This is a genomic window from Pseudarthrobacter ribosi, from assembly GCF_055412865.1.
The window spans coordinates 13855-30860 of sequence record NZ_JBVAYZ010000015.1 but is presented as its reverse complement, the minus strand read 5'-3'; the positions used below and the strand labels follow the sequence as shown (position 1 = coordinate 30860).

Below are 17006 nucleotides of genomic sequence, written 5' to 3'. Positions count from 1 at the left end.
TGGCTCCGCCGGCGCCGCGCGGCAGTAGTTAGCTGGCGGCCCGGCGCCGTGTGGCGGCCAGCAGGGCGCCGCCGAGCAGGATCGCGCCGCCGGCAAGTCCCGCCGTCGGGAGCAGCGACCCGGCGCCGGTGTCCGGCAGCTGGCCGGAGGAGGCCGGAACGACCGGGACAACGGGCTCAGCGGGGGCCGCCGGCGGGACAACGGGCTCAGTCGGGACAACGGGCCCCGCGGTCGCCGCCGGCGGGACAACGGGCCCTGCCGGGGCAACGGGCTCAGCTGGCACAACGGGCTCGACGGGGGCCACGACCGGAGTCTCAACGGTGAAGTTCCGGGTGACGGAGGGGCTGTCCACCTCGCCGGGGGAGGTTTGGACGGCGCGGATGGTGAACCGGCCGGGTTCGGCTTTCTCGACGGGAATGGTCCATTGGCCGTCCGCCGCGACGACTGCGGAGCCGCTGATGTCGCCGGTGAGTTTCACCCTGAGCCCGGGGGTTCCGGTGCCGTCGATGCGGGTGACGGTCTTAAGCGCCGCACCCTCGGCCGGGGTGGTGATCCGCGGAGCGTCCAGGTCTGTGACTTTGACGGTCAGGGAAACTTCGCCGGAGCGGCTGAACCCGTTCACCGTCTCGGCCGTGAACCTCAGCGGTCCGCTGGCCTCGGGCGCGGGGAACGACCAGTTGCCGGCGGAGTCGACCGGCACTTCCACCGTTTGATTGTCAGATTGCCCATCAAAGGTGATGCGGACCTGCGAGTTGGCGGCAACGGCCGACGCCGGGGCCGCGGGGACCCGGCCCGTGATGGGTTGGCCCGCCGGAACGGTCACGTCTTCCGGGGCCGCGAGATCGGGCTTGTTCAGGAACAGCTGGAGCTCTACCGGGGTCGGGAACGTGGTGAGGGCGTCCTCGAGAGTCGTGGCGATGGCGAAGTTCTCCCCGGACGTCTCGCCGGCCGAATGGGTGCCCACGGCGAAGTTGCCACTGATCCAGGGCCCGCCGGAGTCTCCGCCGCTGGACTGGACGTTTCTGGACAGGAAACCGCGGAAGGCCCTCAGGTCCGCGGCTGCGGTGGTCAGGCCGCCCACCACGTAGATGCCGGTTTCTTCCACCTGACCGCACGACCAACCTGCGGTCCGCCCGGAGCGGCACACCTCCTGGCCCTCGAACGGGGCAACCATGCCGATGATCTTGACGGCGGTGGCCCCGGGGTTGGCTGCGTCGGCCCAGGTGGTCGCGGCCGCCTGCAGCTTGATACCGCCGTCGAGTTCCTCGATGACGGCGATGTCGGTGCCCACGTTGCCGGGGGCTTCTTCGGTGCCGGTGATCCAGGAGTTCAGCGGTCCACCGAACTGGCTGAAGCCGAAGCTGCCGAGCGGGGCGAGCATGCCGGCCAAGGGCGCCGACCCGCCCGCTGTGGCGGAGGTCGGCGGCTCAAGCTCTGCGATCTGCGCTGAGCTGTCCTCGGCGCAGTGCCCCGCCGTCAGCACGACCGGAAGTCCCGCCGAACTGAATGCGCCAAATCCCGTCGAACAGACGGTTTGCCGGTCAATGGCGATGCCCTCCCCGCCGAAAACGTCCGCTTCAGTGGTGACCGGGGAGCCCTCCTCCAGCTGCACATTGGCGTAGCGGGCCACGAAGTCAGCCGGGGAAGTCTTCCCGGGCGCCGTGACAGCGGCCGCGGGCTCGGGAGCGGTGGCAGTTTGCTGGTCGGGTGCCTGTGCCGGCGCGGTTTGCTGGTCCGGGACCTGGGTCAGGCCGGCTTCGGCCGTGTTCGTTCCGCCGGTGCGGATAATGAAGTTCCCACCGGAGTAGGCGACTGCTTGCAGCCCGGCCGGCCCGACCTCGCGGACATAGGCCTGGAACAGGTGCTCGGTGCTGGACGCCAGCAGCTCCGCGGCCGAGGGAGCCGCAGAGGACGCGGCCGAGGGCGCAGCGGAGGAGGCGTCCGAGGGCTCAGCGGAGGGGATTGCGGAGGGCTCATCCGCCGGAGCAGTGGACGGCCCAACGGTCGGAGTGCTGGGTGCCTCACCAGCCGGCGCCACGAGAACGAACACCGCAACCTTTGCCGGCGAGTTCAGTCCATCCACCCGGGCCTGCAGCTCGGCGCCGCTGCCTTCGACGAGGATCTGGCCGTCCCGCAGGCTCATCCCCACGTAGCCGGGGAGCTGCTGCAGGGACGCAAGGGCGTCGGCGGCGGTCCGGCCCAGCTGGCCCGCGGCGTTGAACTCCTCGAGGGTCATGCCCAGGTCGCGCCGGAGGGCTTCGGCGAGTCCGGCGTCGCTGATGTCCGGGGCCGTTGCCGGCGCCGTCGCAAGAACCGCCGGTGCCGTCGGGAGGACCCCCGCACCGGCCGTCGTCGTCTTAGCCGCGCCACCCGTCGTCGTCGGCTCAATCGGCATCGCCGGACTGGGTGCCGACGGCGAAGCTGTCGGAACGGGTTCCGGTACCCCGGCTTCGGCCAGCGCGGGTAGGGCGTGGAACGAGCCTGCGAGCGCGAGGGCAGCAGCCGCCACCGCCCGCACAGTCAGCTGAAACTTCGGAGTCATCACCCGGTTACTCTAGCGTCCCAATTTGGCCAGAATGGCAGACACCTCCGGGTCCGTGACCCCATTGTGGCGCAGGAACTCGCCGGTCTTCACGTGGCGCACAAACCGCAGCAGGCTTGTCCGCCGCGTTTCGAGCAGCGGCGCGAGAACCTCCTCGGGCAGATACCGCTCATGCGGATGCGGGACCGCCGACACGCGGTGGTGTTCGTTGATGCCCCGCGCGGCCCGCTCGTAGCCCCGGGCAATGGCGTCCTCACCGGCCCCGGCGAGGTCCTGGAGCATGGCCGCGATCATCCCGCTGCGGTCCCGGCCGGCCGAGCAGTGGATCACGACGCCGCCGCGCGCCTGCGCCACGGCCTTGAAGACCGCAGCCAGCTTGTCCGGGAAGATCCGGGCATTGTCCGCGTACGACGCCGGGTCGTTCAGGTAGGGGACGCAGAGCCTGCGGAATTCGCTGTTGCCGGGGTCCTCGGTGGGAGCGTGCACGACGTCGAACGCCGCCAGGGTCTCGGCACTGACCCGGGGATCCGTCTCGCGGTGTCGGATCTCGTCCGGGTTGCGGAGGTCAATCACCGTCCGGATGCCGCCGTCGTACGCCTGCTGCCACCCGGTGTCGGTGAGCCACTCGCGGCGTCCCATCCGGAACACACTGCCGGCGACGTGCCAGGCATTGACTGCCCCGTCCCAGTTCATAGCTCCGGGCAATGCACTCCCCCGGGCTGGGCCACCGGGCACGGCAGGAAGTGTCATCCTGACAGCTAAGCACACGCGCCAGCGCCAATCCACGGGCTGAATTTACGAATATTCGCCCCGCCGGGCATGGTGCCGGATTCAGGCTCGCGAGTAAGGTGGCGGTGAACCCGGTAGCCGCCGGGCTCTCTTTTCAGCTCACCAGCCGCCGGGACCGACCTCCTCATCACGGCACGGGCGCTGAACCAGCGTGCTACTGAGGGAAACACCATGGGAACTCTGAAGCTTCGACGCCGGCGAAAAGCTTTGGCTGCCGGTCTCGCCACCCTGGCCATGGCGGCCAGTCTGGCTACGGTCCCGGCGCAGGCCGCGGACAAGACCAAGTACATCGCGCTCGGAGACTCCTACGCCGCCGGACAGGGCGCGGGACCGTACCAAGACAGCCTTTGTTACCGCAGCGAGAACACTTACGCCGAACTCGCGGCCGACACCAAGGCCATCAAACTGGTCAAGAACGCGGCGTGCAGCGGCAACACGACCCAGGACGTCGTGAACTCGCAGCTGCGGCGGCTGAACAAGAGCACGGACCTGGTCACCATCACCGCCGGCGGCAACAACCTCGGGTTCGGGGATATCGTCACGAGCTGCGTCGCCGCCACGAAGGACCCCGCTTATGCTACGGCGTGCGGCGAAGCCACTGCCGTCGCGATGGCCCAGCTCAATGGACCGCTGGCCGCAGACGTGGCCGCAATGATCCAGAGCGTACAGGCGGCCGCGCCCAACGCCAGGATTGTGGTGACCGGCTACCCGTACCTCTACGATCCGGTCATCGCCAATCCGGCCGATCCGACGTCCCTGTTCATCTACCAGGCCACGCTGCTGGCTGACGGGCTGAACGCCTCCATTGCCGACGCCGCCGGTGACACCGGAGCGGAGTACGTCGACGTCACGACCGCTTTCGCCGGCCACGGCATCACCTCGGACGTTCCGTGGATTAACGGCGCGATCCAGGACAGCCCCGATAGCTTCCACCCGAACGCCGAGGGCTACGAGGCGTACTACACAGCACTCAGCGACGCCGACGTCTATTCGGCTCGCTAGCGGGGCTTAGCGCGCCAGCGCCGCTTCGCGCGGCCTGGCGCCGTCCCGCGCACCCTGGTCCAGGCTGGCGGGCCTATTACCGATTGGCCAGCCTGGACTCCAGGGCGTTCCGGACCATCGGCCACTCGTGTTCCAGGATGGAAAACACCACGGTATCCCGCAGCGCGCCCTCGCTGCTGCGGGTGTGGCTGCGGAGCACTCCGTCCTGTTTGGCGCCCAGCCGCGCGATCGCCTCACGGGACTGGTGGTTGAGCCAGTGGGTCCGGAACTCGACGGCGGGGCAGCCCAGCGTTTCGAAGGCGTGCCGCAACAGCAGCAACTTGGAGTCCGGGTTGCTGCCGCTGCCGTGCGTTGATGCCGCGTTCCAGGTGGAGCCGATCTCCACCCGGGGCGTGGCGGCGTCGATGTTCATGTAGGTGGTCATGCCGATCACCCGGCCCGGTCCGCCGGTGGCGGGGTCAATCAGGCGCGTGGTGAAGGGCAGCATGGAGCCGTTGTCCTGCAGGGCCATTCGCCGCTCAATCTCGGCGGCCATCTGCTCCGGGGCGGGCACGCTGGTGTACCAGAGGCGCCACAGTTCGCCGTCGCGGGCCGCCTCGACGAGGCCGTCGTGGTGGTCCGGGCGCAGCGGCTCGAGGACGACGAATTTGCCGGTCAGGGTGATGGGGGCGATCGCGGGCCGGTCCAAGGAAGTCACGGCACCATCCTAGAGGCAGATCGCGGGCAGCCGGCGAACGGCCCGCGGGGCAGACGGCGAACGGCGGTGCGGTCTCCCGGCCGCGGTCCGGTGCCCTGGCGGGCGTTCTCGTTAGGCTGGGGGCATGATCACAGTTACCGGCACCGTCCACACCGCCCTTGAGCCCGCCCGGGCCTTCGAATACCTGTCCGCGTTCGAGCACACCCCGGAGTGGGACCCCGGGACCCCCGTGGTGGACAAGCTCTCCGAAGGACCGGTCGCCGTCGGGCACCGGTACCACGCGGAGGCCGAGTTCCGCGGCAAGCGCCAGGCGCTGACCTACGAGGTGACAGAGCTGACGGCACGCCGCATCACGCTGCGCGGCGAGAACAAATCGGTCATCTCGGTGGACACCATTGACGTGTCGCCGGCAGGGACGGGCTCCGAGGTGAAGTACACGGCGGAATTCCGGCTGAAGGGCCTGCTCAAGGTCGCCGAACCCTTTGTCCGGCCGGCGTTCCGCTCCCTTGCCGGCCCCGCCATGGACGGCATGAAGAAGACACTCGACTCCCAGGCGGCCTCCTAGCAAAAAGCGTTTGACCGCTCCCGCAGGTTACGAGGTCCAGTCGAAGAAGCCCTTGCCGGACTTGCGCCCGAGTTCCCCGCGGGCGACCTTGTCGCGCAGGATCTGCGGCGGCGCGAACCGCTCGCCCAGGGTGGAGGCGAGGTATTCGGCGATGCCGAGGCGGACGTCCAGGCCCACGATGTCCGTGGTCCGCAAGGGTCCGGTGGGGTGCTTGTAGCCCAGGACCATGGCGTTGTCGATGTCCTCGGCGGACGCCACGCCCTCCTCCACCATACGCATCGCCTCGAGGGCAATCGCGACGCCCAGCCGTGAGGACGCGAAGCCGGGGGCGTCATTGACGACGACGGCGGTCTTGCCCAGCGCTTCGACCCAGCCGCGGGCCGCCTGGGCCAGCGGCTCCGAGGTGTGCTCGCCGAGGACGACCTCGATCAGGGTGGACGCCGGCACCGGGTTGAAGAAGTGCAGGCCCAGGAAGTTCTGCGGGCGCTGCAGCTCGCGGGCCAGCGCGTTGACCGAGATGGAGGAGGTGTTCGAGGCGAGGTAGGCGGCGTCGTCGAGCCGTTCCTCGATCCCCCGCAGCGAGGCGACCTTCAGGTCCCAGTCCTCCGGGACGGCCTCGATGACCAGCTGGCGGTCCTTGAAGTCCTCGTAGTCGACCGTGACCGAGAGCCGGGAGACCATCTCGTCGAGGTTGCCGTCGGTGGCGCCGCGCTCGATGCTCTTGGCCGCCGCGGATTCCACCCGTTCGCGGGCCGCCTCGGCAGCTTCCTCGTCGCGCTCGACGACGAGGACGTTGGCGCCGTTGATCAGGAAGGCGTGCGCGATGCCGGCGCCCATCCGGCCGCCGCCCAGGACGCCGACTGCGGCGGGAAGGTTCGCGGGAAGTACGGAGTTGCTCATCTTCAGTTCTTCTTCCGGTCTGAATCCTGCTCGGACTTCTTGGCTGACTTCTTGTCGGACATCCTGGCTGATTTCTTATCCAGGAACGCCTGCATGCGGTCGAACTTGGCCTGGGATTCGAAGAGGATCCCCTGGGCCAGCTGGTCGATCAGGGGGTGCGCCTCGGCGGGGGCGTGGAACACCGACTTGGTGATCCGGACCGCGAGGGGATCCTGCCCGGCGATCCTGTCGGCCAGGGCGTGGGCCGCCGCCATGAGCTCCGGGGCCTCGTGGATCTCGGTGATGAGGTTGACGGCGAGGGCCCGCTCGGCGCGCAGCACGGTGCCGGCCAGCAGGATTTCCTTGGCCACCGGCTCCCCCACGAGCTCCTTCAGCCGCCAGCTCGCACCGGCGGCGGCGAGGATGCCCAGGCCGGTTTCGGGGTTGCCGATCCGCACCGACGGTGTGCCGATCCGGAAGTCCGCGGCGTACGCCAGTTCGGCGCCGCCGCCCAGGCAGAACCCGTCGAGGGCCGCGATGACGGGCATCGGCAGCTTCGCGATGCGCACAAAAATGGTGGAGTTGATCCCTTGCAGGGCGTCGTCGCGGCGGCGTTCGCGCAGCTGGCCGATGTCCGCCCCGGAGGCGAAGACCCCCTCCGTGCCGGCGATGATGAGCACCTTCGGGGTCTGTTCCAGCGCGGCGCAGACGGCGTGCAGCTCGTCGACCATCTGCTGGTCGATGGCGTTGCGGACCTCGGGCCGGTTGAGGAGCACCACCAGCCGGTCATCGCGCTCGTCGACCAGCAGCGTGCGGAAATCCTGTGGGTTCAGACCCGTCGCGCCGGCCGCCACTACACCCGCTCCAGCAGCATCGCGGTGCCCTGGCCGACGCCGATGCACATGGTGGCGAGGCCGATCCGGGCGTCCTCGCGCTCCATCCGGCCCAGCAGGGTGATCGCGAGCCGGGAGCCGGACGACCCCAGCGGGTGCCCCAGGGAGATCGCGCCGCCGTCGCGGTTTACCATCTCGGGGTCCAGGCCGAGCCGCCGCATGGTCGCGAGCGACTGGGTGGCGAAGGCCTCGTTGAGTTCGACGGCGCCGAGGTCGCCGACGCTGAGGCCGGTCCGGGCGAGCACCTTCTGGGTGGCGGGGACGGGGCCGATGCCCATGATTTCGGGTTCGCAGCCGGCCGAGGCGCCGTCGATGATCCGGGCGCGCGGGGTGAGTCCGAGCCGCTCAATCGCGGCTTCGGAGGCGACGATGATGGCGGAGGCGCCGTCGTTGAGGGTGGAGGAATTGCCGGCCGTGACCACCGACCCGCCGGCGACGACGGGGCGGAGGGCCGCGAGGACGTCCATGGTGGTCCCGGCGCGCGGGCCCTCGTCGGTGTCGACGACGGTTTCGCCCTTGCGGGTTTTGACCGTGACCGGGACGATCTCGTCGGCGAAGCGGCCGGCGGCGATGGCCGCGAGGGAGCGTTCGTGCGAGCGGACGGCGAAGGCGTCGGCGTCCTCGCGGGTGATGCCGTCCACGCGGGCGACTTCCTCGGCCGTTTCCGGCATGGAGAAGGTCATTTTCCCGCCGCGGGAGAGTTCGCCCTTCCGGAACAACGGGTTCACGAAGCGCCAGCCGATGGACGTGTCGAAGATTTCGCCCGGTTTGGCGAAGGCGGTCCGGGGCTTCTCCTGGACCCAGGGGGCGCGGCTCATGGATTCCACGCCGCCGGCGATCACGATGTCCGCGGCTCCGGACTTGATCATGTGGCTGGCCATGATGATGGCGCTCAGGCCGGAGGCGCAGAGCCGATTCACGGTGATGCCGGAGATGTGCAGCGGCAGGCCGGCCAGGATGGTGGCCATCCGGGCGACGTTGCGGTTTTCCTCGCCCGCGCCGTTGGCGTTGCCCAGGATGACCTCATCGATGCTGTCGGGGTCCAGCCCGGCCCGGGCCACAGACTCGCGGACCACGAGGGCGGCCAAGTCATCGGGGCGGACCGCGGAGAGTGCCCCGCCGTAACGGCCCACCGCAGTGCGGGCACCGCCTACGAGAAATGCCTGTGGTCCTGCTGCTGCTGCTGATGCCATGGGTACACCCTTCACGCGATAAACGTCTCTGTCATCGAATCTGTCATCGAAAGAACTCCCGGCGGTCGCGTCCGCGGTGGACCCGCCGGCGCGCCAATTTACTGACCGTTCGTTCTATAAAGATTACACGGCGCGGCAAGGGGGTCAATCGAAGCCCCGCCGGATTACGCGACGACGACGCCGAGGTGGCTGGCCATGAGCGGGGCGAGCAGGCCGAGCTGGTAGTCGTCGATCACGAGGCCGGCGAGGCTTTCCAGTCCGCTGATGGTGCGGATGTCGGTGCCGCGGATGTCAAAGTCCTTGAGCCTGGCGCCGGCGACGTCGAGGGTGCCGATGGTGCAGTTCTTCAGCGCCACCCGGGTCGCGGCGCAGGAACCGAGGTCCAGTTCGGCGATGATGCAGTCGCTGATCTGCACGTCCGTGAGCTTGGAGCCGCGGAGGTTCACGTAGTCCAGCTTCCCGCCGTCGATCCGCACGGACTGCCAGCCGCTCTCGTAGAGTTCCGCGGAACCCCAGCGGGGGTTGCCGATTTCGACGTCGCGCAGCGTGGTCCGGGCGGCCATGAACACGGGGGCGTACACCTCGGCCAGGATGCAGTCACGGAACGTGGCGCCGCGCAGCTGGGTCTCGTTGAAGGACACGCCCTGGAAGTCGCACTCGGCGAAGTCGGTGCCGGCGAGTTCCAGCCCGTCGGCGGAGACCCTGCTGTACCGGACGCCGTCGTACCTCTCCCCGGACTGGAAATCCGGGGACGGGTCGTCCCGAAGCTCCGCCAGCCGGACCGGGCTGAGCCGCGGCGCGGTGACCTTCGGCGCCTTGGCCGCGGTGCTCCGGGCCACTAGAGCGACTCGGCCTTCGCCGCGATTTCCGCCAGGTCCTTGGCGAGGGCCTTGCGGGTGATGCGCATGCCCAATTTTCCGAAGACAGCCATCGCCAGCTTGTGCATCCGGGAGGGATTCTGGAGCTCGGCGCCGAACGTCATGGTCAGGTCCGTGCCGCCGTCGCGATCGGCCAGCGTCATGCGGGAGGTGTAGTCCGCCCCGCCCTGCAGGGCCTTCACCGTGGTGCTCCGGGGCGGATCGGCCTGGGACACCCACATCTCCACGGTCTCCGACCTGCCCATCATGGTGCGGGTCTCCTTCCAGCGCGTGCCCTCGCCGTAGGGGCCCTCACTGAGCATCTGGATCGATTCGATGCCGGAGAGGGTTGCGGCCGAACCGGGAATGTCGGAAATGACCCCCCAGACCTTGTCCGCCGGGGCGTTGACATGCTGGGTCAGGCTGATTGTGTGGTCCATGGCATCGAGCCTAGCCCGGCTCCGGCGCAGAGTTCACCCCTCTCGGCGCGGGACGCCCACTTGAAACCCCCTTGATTTAGTAAGCATGCTTTGTGTTATTGTGATTGAACGTTGAATTTCAACCGGAAACGAAAGGTGTTTGCACCATGGGTATCGGAGACAAGATTCAGAACGAAGCAGAGCACCTCGGCGGCAAGGCCAAGGAAGCTACTGGCAACGCCACGAACAACGACCAGTTGCGCGCCGAGGGCCAGAAGGACCAGGTCGTCGCAGACGCCAAGAAGGTCGGCGAGAACACCAAGGACGCCTTCAAGAAGGATTAGTCCGCACAAAAAGCGGCGGCGGCCATTCCTTTTGGGGGATGTCCGCCGCCGCTTTTGCGTGTCCGGGGGTTTTCGTGTGCCCATGGACGTTTGGTGCCGCAGGGGCCAGCGGGATTCGAGGCCGCCTGATGCAGAAGCCCGCGGCCGCCCGTTCGCCACGAATGGCCGCCAAACCACGCCGAATAGCGGCCATACGCGTCAGATGGATGCGTCGCTGGCGCGACCACCGCCCTGTGGGAAGCCTAAGTCCACCCATTTGCCACGAAGGGCCGCTAACCACCAAGTACCGCGGGCCGGACTCACCCGTTCGCCACGAATGGCCGCTAAACCAGGCCGAATAGCGGCCATACGCGTCAGATGCGTGCCGGCTTTCGCGTCACGCGGTTGCGAGGCGCTTTCGTACCCGGCGCGTTCGCAAAGGCCCCGTGGACCCGCACGCGAACGTACCTGAAGCCAACAACGGCGGGCCCCCGCACTGGAGGCCCGCCGTCGTCGTCCGCTTCAGATGTTGCCTGCAGCGGCTAGTTGAAGAGTGCGTTCTTCGGTTCGTTGTTCTTGACCTTGTGCCAGCCGAGCCACAGCAGGAGCGCGAAGAACGGGATGGTCGCCAGAGTCCAGAGGCCGAGGTGGAAGACTTCGCCGGTCTTGCTGGTCATGGTGTCGAAGCCGATCAGCACCGTGATGAGCAGCAGGGCGATCAGGCCTGCCCAGCTGGCCCAGATTCCGCCGGGTGCGGGCAGGGCTGAGACCTTGCCCTTGGTCTTGCGCAGCGCGATCTGGCTGGCGAAGATGGCGCCCCAGGTGAAAATCACACCGATCGACGCGGAGTTCAGCGCCAGGTCGAAGGCGTGTGAGCCGCCGAGCCAGATGTTGAGCAGGATGCCGACGAGGTAGACGCCGCCGATGGCCAGGATGGCCGCGTACGGCACGTGGCTCTTGGACATCCTGGTCAGCCACTCGGGAGCGTGTCCATTGTTGGCCATGGTGCGGAAGACCCGGCCGATCGAGTACAGGCCCGAGTTGCAGGAGGACAGCGCGGCGGTGATGACGATCATGTTCATGACGTCGCCCATCCAGCCGAGGCCCATCTGGCCGAACACGGTCACGAACGGGGAGGTGCCGGCGACGTACTGGTCCGAAGGCAGCAGCATGGCCAGGAGGGTCACGGAGCCGACATAGAACACGACGATGCGGAAGACGACCGCGCGGATGGCCTTGGGTACTTCCTTGGCCGGGTCCTGCATTTCGCCGGCGGTGATGCCGACGAGCTCAATGCCGTTGTAGGCGAAGATGACGGCGTTCAGGACCAGGATCATGACCAGCGCACCCTTGGGGAACATGCCCCCTTCGGCGGCGAAGAGGTTGTTGACCGAAGCGTTGCCGTCACCGACCTGGGCGTTGGTGACCACCATGAAGGTGCCCACGGCCAGGAAGATGAGGATGGCGCCGACCTTGAGGCAGGAGGCCCAGAACTCGAATTCGCCGAACGCCTTGACGCTCAGGAGGTTCACGCCCACAAGCAGCAGCAGCGCCGCGATCGCGGACAGCTCGACCGGCACGTTGGGGAAGAAGAACTGGAAGTACAGCCCGATCGCGATGAGCTCGGCGATGCCGGTCATGGCCCAGTTGATGAAGTACATCCAGCCGGACACATACGCGCCCTTTTTGCCGAACATTTCGCCGGCGTAGCTGACGAAGGAGCCGGAGGTCTGGCGGTACATGATGAGTTCGCCCAGGGCGCGCATCAGCAGGTAGGCGATGACGCCGGCAATGGCGTAGGAGAAGATGAGCGCCGGGCCGGTGGAGGCCAAGCGCCCGCCGGCACCCATGAAGAGGCCGACGCCGATGGCGCCGCCCATTGCGATCATGGTGACCTGGCGGCCGCTCAGGGATTTTGCGTAGCCCTCGGCGCTGAGGGTCGAGTCGACGACGGCGGGTTGCGCCGTGGTGCTCTTAAGATCTGTGGGCGTAGGTGATGGCACAGCTGTTCCTTGTAGGTCGGGGTATGGCCGGGAAGTGACCGTGGATTCAGGTACACAAAATTCGGGCCAGAGCCCCTTATGGAGGCCCAGACATGTACCGAACCTCACAAGTGTCGAAGCTCGCGCGGCTCATCCATCGTACTAGCAGTTGCGGCCCATTCGTGACGAGGGATACACCCTGCGGGTACTATCGCTAATTTATGGTGCATTTTGGGCCGGAACGCCGAACGATGTTCGATTTCAGTCCGGCAGGTCCATGTGCATCCGTCAGTTAGGCCGTTGTCAGTTTGGCTGCGGGCAATTGTGGCGCCGTCAGAGGCCGTTGTCAGGCCAGGGCCTTGTCAGGCCAGGGCACCGTCCCTCATGGCATAGCGGAGCCAGTTCCCGGCCGCGGCGCCGCGCCCGGCGCGGTTCCCGGTGTTGTTGTCACGGGCGCACGTGTCGAACCATTCCCCCAGCGCGCGGTCGTGGCTGACCATGACCAGCGTCCCGGCGAAGTCCGAGAGGGCCGATTCCAGCTGTTCCACCAGGACGGGTGCCAAATGGTTGGTGGGTTCATCGACGAGCATCGTTCCGTATCCGCCCAGCAGGAGCCGGGCCAGCGCCAGCCGCCGCTGTTGCCCTGCGGACAGGCCTCCCACCGGGACGTGGAATTCGGTGGTCCGGAAGAGCCCCAGGCGCAGCAGCGCCTCCGCGTGCTCGTCGATGTTGCCGCCCAGGCCGGCGGCGAAAGCCGGCAGCAGACGCAGCCCCGGGCGCTGCGGGAGCTCCAGCTCCTGCTGCAGGTAGCCGATCTCCCCGTGCCTCGCCACGGTGCCCTGCGCCGGTTCCAGCGTGCCCGCGAGGACGGAGAGCAGCGTGGATTTGCCGGCCCCGTTGGGACCGGTGATGAGGATCTTCTGGCCCGCCTCCACCCTGATGTCCGTCGGCTCCAGGCGGCCGGGCACGGTCACTCCCCGGGCTTCCAGGGCCGGTCCCGCCGCGACGTCAGCCCGCAGGTCCGTCGCCAGCTTCAGCGGCACCGGCGGACGGTCGATGGGGTTCTCCTCCAGCCTGCGCAGGCGCTCCTGGGCGTTGCGGACCTTGCTGGAGGCTGCCTTCTGCCAAGTGCCGGCCTTGAAGTCGAAGCCCATTTTGTCGTTGTCGCGCTGGCGGGCGTAGCCCATTTTCCCCGCGACGGTGTCCGCCTGGAGCCGTTCGGCCGCCATCGCGTCCAGCCACCCGGTGTACTGCTGCGCCCAGCGCTGGCGTTCGGCGGCCTTCTCCCGCAGGTAGCCTTCGTAGCCGTTGCCGTAGCGGTTGACCGTCCGGCGTTCGGCGTCCACTTCGATCACGGTGGAGGCGACTTTGCGCAGCAGGACGCGGTCGTGGGAGACCACCACCACGGTTCCGCGGTGCGCCGCCAGCCGCGCTTCCAGCCAGGCGGTCCCGCTGGTGTCAAGGTGGTTGGTGGGTTCGTCCAGGAGGAGGATGTCCGCGGGATCGGCCATCACGCAGGCCAGTGCCACGCGTTCCTGTTCCCCGCCGGAGAGCGAGCCCAGTGTCCTCATCCGGTCCAGCCCGCCCAGACCCAGCCGGTCCAGCGCCGCCTCCACCCGGGATTCCGCGGCGTAGCCTTCCCTGAGCTGATACTGCGTCTGCAGGCTGCCATAGCGCTCCAGTTCGTCCGCTTCCGCGTCGGCGAGCCCGTCCTCCAGACGGTCAAGCTCGGCCTCCAGTTCGCGGAGGGATCCCAGTGCGGCGTCGATCGCGTTGCTCACGGTGAACGCGTCCGGCAGGCCCAGGGTCTGGGCAAGGTAGCCAACGCGTCCCCGGCGGACGGCGGCGCCCTCGTCCGGGGTCTCGAGCCCGGCCAGGATCCGCAGCAGCGTGGATTTGCCCGCGCCGTTTTCGCCGACGATCGCGACATGTTCCCCGGCGGTGATGGCCAGTTCGACGTCGGCAAACAGCTGGCGGTCCCCGTAGCCGTGGGATACGCCCGTAAGGCGGAGATGTTCGCTCAAGGAGTCCTCGCAGGTAGGTGGCGAGCCGGCCCGGCGGCGGCTTGCGTCGTCAAGTATGACACCGCCGGCTCCCCCGTGGCGCGCCTCAGGCGGGCAACGCGGCGAGCGAAGCCGCCTTCCGGCGCCGGGCCATCGCCAGCCGCGTGCCGATCAGGCCCTGCCGTGGACTGAACAGGTAGACGGCGGCGAACGCGGCCCCCTGCGTCAGGACCACCATGGCACCGGAGGCGGTGTCGAGGTAGTAGCTGAAGTAGATGCCGGCGATGGAGCACACCGCGGAAATGACCGGCGCGATCACGAGCATGCGGGAGAACCGGTCCGTCAGCAGGTAGGCCGTGGCCCCGGGAATGATGAGCATGGCCACCACCAGCACCACGCCCACGGTCTGCAGCGCCACCACGGACGTCAGCGCCAGCAGGCCCAGCAGCAGGGCCCCGAGGCGCTTCGGGGACAGCCCGATCGCATGGGCGTGCGTGGGATCGAAGGCGTAGAGCGTCAGGTCGCGGCGCTTGAGGACCAGGATGGCGAAGGTGACAACACCCAGCACGAGGACCTGGATGAGGTCCGGGATGCTGACCCCGAGCAGGTTGCCGAAGATGATGTGGTTGAGGTCCGTCTGGCTGGGCGTGACGGAGATGAGCACCAGTCCCAGGGCGAACAGGGAGGTGAACACGATGCCGATCGCCGCGTCCTCCTTCACCCGGCTGGTGTTGCGGACCACCCCGATCAGGGTCACCGCGATCAGCGCGAACACCAGCGCCCCCAGCGCGAAGGGGGCCCCGACGATGTAGGCGAGCACCACCCCGGGCAGCACGGCGTGGGAGACCGCGTCGCCCATCAGTGACCAGCCGATCAGCACCAGCCAGCAGCTCAGCACCGCGCAGACAATGGCCGCGAGCGCCGTGGTGACGATGGCGCGGACCATGAAGTCATAGCTCAGCGGTTCCAGCAGGAGGTCGAAGAGATCCATGGCTCAGTTCCTTCCCGGCTGGTTGGCAACGCCGGGGGCGGACAGGCCGGGGTCCGGAATCACCGGAAGGTCGTGCAGCCCGGCAGTGTCGGGAAGGTCGGGAAGGTCGGGAAGGTCCGGACCGCCGGGCAGGTCGCGGTTGAGGACGTCGAGGCCGAAGGCCATGGCCAGGTGCTCCGGCTGCAGCACCACCTCGGGCGGGCCGTGCATCAGGACCTTGCGCATCAGGAGCACCGCCTCGTCGCAGAGCTGGGGCAGGCCGTGCAGGTCATGGGTCGAGACGAGGATAGTGCAGCCGTCCGCGGCGAGTTCCTTCAGCAGCCGCGTCATCGTGGCCTCGGAGCGCTTGTCCACCCCGGCGAAAGGCTCGTCCAGGAGCATCATGGTGGCGCCCTGGGCGATTCCGCGGGCCACGAAGACGCGCTTCTTCTGGCCGCCGGAGAGCTGGCCGATCTGCCGGTTGGCGAACTCGGACAGTTCCACGCGGTCCAGGGCGAGGTCGACGGCGTCGCGGTCCGCCCTGGACGCCCGGCGGGTGAAGCCCTGGTGCCCGTAGCGGCCCATCATCACGACGTCGCGGACGGACAGCGGGAACTGCCAGTCCACGTCCTCGCTCTGCGGGACGTAACCGATGCCGCCCTTCTTGCGCGCCTTGGCCGGTGATTCGCCGTTGATCAGGACGCGGCCGGCGTCGGGCTTGACCATGCCCATGATCGCCTTGAACAGCGTGGACTTGCCGGAGCCGTTCATGCCCACGAGCCCGCAGATCCGGGCCGCCTCCACGGTGAGCGAGGCGGCATCGAGCGCCTTGACCTCCCCGTAATGGACGGTGACGTTTTCCACCAGAATGGCCGGATTGCTCATGATGCCGCTCCCGTCAGACCTTCAGTGATGAGCTTGGAATCGTGCCGGATCAGGTCCAGGTACGTGGGCACGGGGCCGTCCGCTTCGGAGAGCGAGTCCACGTACAGCACCCCGCCGAAGGTGGAGCCCGTTGCCCCCACCACCTGGCGCATCGGGGCGTCCGAGACCGTGGACTCGCAGAAGACGGCCGGGACTTTGTTGGCCTTGACGAATTCGATGGCGTTGGTGATCTGCTGCGGGGTGGCCTGCTGTTCGGCGTTGACGGCCCAGATGTAGACCTCGCGGAGGCCGGCGTCGCGCGCCAGGTACGAGAAGGCGCCCTCACACGTCACCAGCGCCCGCTGCGCCTCGGGGACGGCGGCGATCTTCTGGACCATTTCATCCTGCACGGACTGCAGTTTTGCCTTGTACGCCGCGCCGTTCGCCTCGAAGGCCGCCGCGTTCTCCGGATCCAGCTTCGAGAACGCCTTGACCATGTTGTCAACGTAGATCTGGACGTTGACCGGCGACATCCAGGCGTGCGGGTTCGGTTTGCCCTGATAGGAGTCTTCGCCGATGGACAGCACCTCCACGCCTTCGCTCACCACGGCGTGCGGTACGTCCAGGCCCTCAACGAACTGGGCGAACCAGGCTTCCAGGTTCAGGCCGTTGTCCAGGATCAGGTCGGCCTTGGACGCCTTGCGGATGTCCCCGGGCGTGGGCTCGTAGCCATGGATTTCGGCTCCGGCCTTGGTGATGGATTCAACCTGCAGCTTGTCCCCCGCCACGTTCTGCGCGACGTCGGCCAGCACGGTGAAGGTGGTCAGCACGACAGGCTTGTCCTCCGCGGAACCCGGCCCCTGCCCCGGGATGGCAGCCCCGCAGGCGGCCAGGGACAGTGCGAGCAGAACGGCGGCGACGGCGGCTCCGGCAGTTCGACGGCGACGCGTTCGGCCGACAACTTTGGCGGACCGAAACAAATAATTAGGCATACCGAATATTATACGGGACCCGGCCGTCCGGCCGCG

At 68.1% G+C, this 17006-nt stretch carries 16 protein-coding genes; 3 read left to right on the top strand and 13 right to left on the bottom strand.

The genetic code is table 11. From position 1 onward, the window contains the following. Positions 1-28: 28 nt before the first annotated feature. Both ACZYZ5_RS14565 and ACZYZ5_RS14560 read right to left on the bottom strand, forming a co-directional pair. Positions 29-2542 (bottom strand): S1 family peptidase, encoded by a 2514-nt coding sequence (locus ACZYZ5_RS14565; protein ID WP_463902568.1) that lies wholly within the window; start codon positions 2540-2542, stop codon positions 29-31. 12 nt (positions 2543-2554) lie between these two features. Continuing rightward, complete coding sequence (locus ACZYZ5_RS14560; RefSeq protein ID WP_463902567.1) at positions 2555-3235, bottom strand: tyrosine-protein phosphatase; 681 nt, start codon at positions 3233-3235, stop codon at positions 2555-2557. A 267-nt stretch (positions 3236-3502) separates the two neighbouring features. Between ACZYZ5_RS14560 and ACZYZ5_RS14555 the strand changes: the two genes are divergently transcribed. Continuing rightward, positions 3503-4333 (top strand): SGNH/GDSL hydrolase family protein, encoded by an 831-nt coding sequence (locus tag ACZYZ5_RS14555; RefSeq protein WP_463902565.1) that lies wholly within the window; start codon positions 3503-3505, stop codon positions 4331-4333. 76 nt (positions 4334-4409) lie between these two features. Here ACZYZ5_RS14555 and ACZYZ5_RS14550 read toward each other — a convergent pair whose 3' ends face one another. After that, on the bottom strand, positions 4410-5030 hold the full coding sequence (locus ACZYZ5_RS14550) for a GNAT family N-acetyltransferase (RefSeq protein WP_463902563.1): 621 nt from the start codon (positions 5028-5030) through the stop codon (positions 4410-4412). Between the two features lie 124 nt (positions 5031-5154). On the opposite strand from ACZYZ5_RS14550, the gene ACZYZ5_RS14545 reads away from it, so the two are divergent. Next, entirely contained in the window at positions 5155-5595 is a 441-nt protein-coding gene (locus ACZYZ5_RS14545; protein ID WP_463902561.1) for an SRPBCC family protein, read from the top strand. Between the two features lie 27 nt (positions 5596-5622). Here ACZYZ5_RS14545 and ACZYZ5_RS14540 read toward each other — a convergent pair whose 3' ends face one another. The 5 genes from ACZYZ5_RS14540 to ACZYZ5_RS14520 form a co-directional block, all read right to left on the bottom strand. Beyond that, the gene (locus ACZYZ5_RS14540; RefSeq protein ID WP_463902560.1) at positions 5623-6495 is read right to left on the bottom strand and encodes a 3-hydroxyacyl-CoA dehydrogenase family protein; all 873 of its coding nucleotides are present in this window, start codon (positions 6493-6495) and stop codon (positions 5623-5625) included. Positions 6496-6497: 2 nt separating this feature from the next. Continuing rightward, complete coding sequence (locus tag ACZYZ5_RS14535) at positions 6498-7328, bottom strand: enoyl-CoA hydratase/isomerase family protein (RefSeq protein WP_463902558.1); 831 nt, start codon at positions 7326-7328, stop codon at positions 6498-6500. Then, the gene (locus ACZYZ5_RS14530) at positions 7328-8560 is read right to left on the bottom strand and encodes a thiolase family protein (RefSeq protein ID WP_463902556.1); all 1233 of its coding nucleotides are present in this window, start codon (positions 8558-8560) and stop codon (positions 7328-7330) included. Before ACZYZ5_RS14530 ends, ACZYZ5_RS14535 begins: the two co-directional genes overlap by 1 nt. Before the next feature lie 164 nt (positions 8561-8724). After that, on the bottom strand, positions 8725-9399 hold the full coding sequence (locus tag ACZYZ5_RS14525; protein ID WP_463902555.1) for a pentapeptide repeat-containing protein: 675 nt from the start codon (positions 9397-9399) through the stop codon (positions 8725-8727). Beyond that, positions 9399-9857: an SRPBCC family protein gene (locus tag ACZYZ5_RS14520; RefSeq protein ID WP_463902553.1), complete on the bottom strand. Its 459-nt coding sequence runs from the start codon at positions 9855-9857 to the stop codon at positions 9399-9401. The genes ACZYZ5_RS14525 and ACZYZ5_RS14520 overlap by 1 nt, the downstream gene beginning before the upstream one ends. A 146-nt stretch (positions 9858-10003) precedes the next feature. On the opposite strand from ACZYZ5_RS14520, the gene ACZYZ5_RS14515 reads away from it, so the two are divergent. After that, entirely contained in the window at positions 10004-10180 is a 177-nt protein-coding gene (locus tag ACZYZ5_RS14515; RefSeq protein WP_224047463.1) for a CsbD family protein, read from the top strand. A 521-nt stretch (positions 10181-10701) separates the two neighbouring features. Here ACZYZ5_RS14515 and ACZYZ5_RS14510 read toward each other — a convergent pair. From ACZYZ5_RS14510 to ACZYZ5_RS14490, 5 genes are all read right to left on the bottom strand, one after another. Continuing rightward, the gene (locus ACZYZ5_RS14510; protein ID WP_463902551.1) at positions 10702-12162 is read right to left on the bottom strand and encodes an amino acid permease; all 1461 of its coding nucleotides are present in this window, start codon (positions 12160-12162) and stop codon (positions 10702-10704) included. 341 nt (positions 12163-12503) lie between these two features. Then, the gene (locus tag ACZYZ5_RS14505; protein WP_463902550.1) at positions 12504-14165 is read right to left on the bottom strand and encodes an ABC-F family ATP-binding cassette domain-containing protein; all 1662 of its coding nucleotides are present in this window, start codon (positions 14163-14165) and stop codon (positions 12504-12506) included. 85 nt (positions 14166-14250) lie between these two features. Continuing rightward, positions 14251-15135, bottom strand: a complete 885-nt coding sequence (locus ACZYZ5_RS14500; RefSeq protein WP_463902549.1) for a metal ABC transporter permease — start codon at positions 15133-15135, stop codon at positions 14251-14253. A gap of 3 nt (positions 15136-15138) precedes the next feature. Beyond that, positions 15139-15999, bottom strand: coding sequence for a metal ABC transporter ATP-binding protein (locus tag ACZYZ5_RS14495; protein WP_463902547.1), 861 nt, complete (start codon positions 15997-15999; stop codon positions 15139-15141). Beyond that, positions 15996-16970, bottom strand: a complete 975-nt coding sequence (locus ACZYZ5_RS14490) for a metal ABC transporter substrate-binding protein (RefSeq protein ID WP_463902546.1) — start codon at positions 16968-16970, stop codon at positions 15996-15998. The genes ACZYZ5_RS14495 and ACZYZ5_RS14490 overlap by 4 nt, the downstream gene beginning before the upstream one ends. Positions 16971-17006 lie beyond the last annotated feature (36 nt).

Coding starts and splice junctions, on each gene's coding strand:
- ACZYZ5_RS14565 (WP_463902568.1), bottom strand. CDS start 2,542: ATGACTCCGAAGTTTCAGCTGACTGTGCGGGCGGTGGCGGCTGCTGCC.
- ACZYZ5_RS14560 (WP_463902567.1), bottom strand. CDS start 3,235: ATGAACTGGGACGGGGCAGTCAATGCCTGGCACGTCGCCGGCAGTGTG.
- ACZYZ5_RS14555 (WP_463902565.1), top strand. CDS start 3,503: ATGGGAACTCTGAAGCTTCGACGCCGGCGAAAAGCTTTGGCTGCCGGT.
- ACZYZ5_RS14545 (WP_463902561.1), top strand. CDS start 5,155: ATGATCACAGTTACCGGCACCGTCCACACCGCCCTTGAGCCCGCCCGG.
- ACZYZ5_RS14540 (WP_463902560.1), bottom strand. CDS start 6,495: ATGAGCAACTCCGTACTTCCCGCGAACCTTCCCGCCGCAGTCGGCGTC.
- ACZYZ5_RS14530 (WP_463902556.1), bottom strand. CDS start 8,560: ATGGCATCAGCAGCAGCAGCAGGACCACAGGCATTTCTCGTAGGCGGT.
- ACZYZ5_RS14520 (WP_463902553.1), bottom strand. CDS start 9,857: ATGGACCACACAATCAGCCTGACCCAGCATGTCAACGCCCCGGCGGAC.
- ACZYZ5_RS14515 (WP_224047463.1), top strand. CDS start 10,004: ATGGGTATCGGAGACAAGATTCAGAACGAAGCAGAGCACCTCGGCGGC.
- ACZYZ5_RS14500 (WP_463902549.1), bottom strand. CDS start 15,135: ATGGATCTCTTCGACCTCCTGCTGGAACCGCTGAGCTATGACTTCATG.
- ACZYZ5_RS14495 (WP_463902547.1), bottom strand. CDS start 15,999: ATGAGCAATCCGGCCATTCTGGTGGAAAACGTCACCGTCCATTACGGG.
- ACZYZ5_RS14490 (WP_463902546.1), bottom strand. CDS start 16,970: ATGCCTAATTATTTGTTTCGGTCCGCCAAAGTTGTCGGCCGAACGCGT.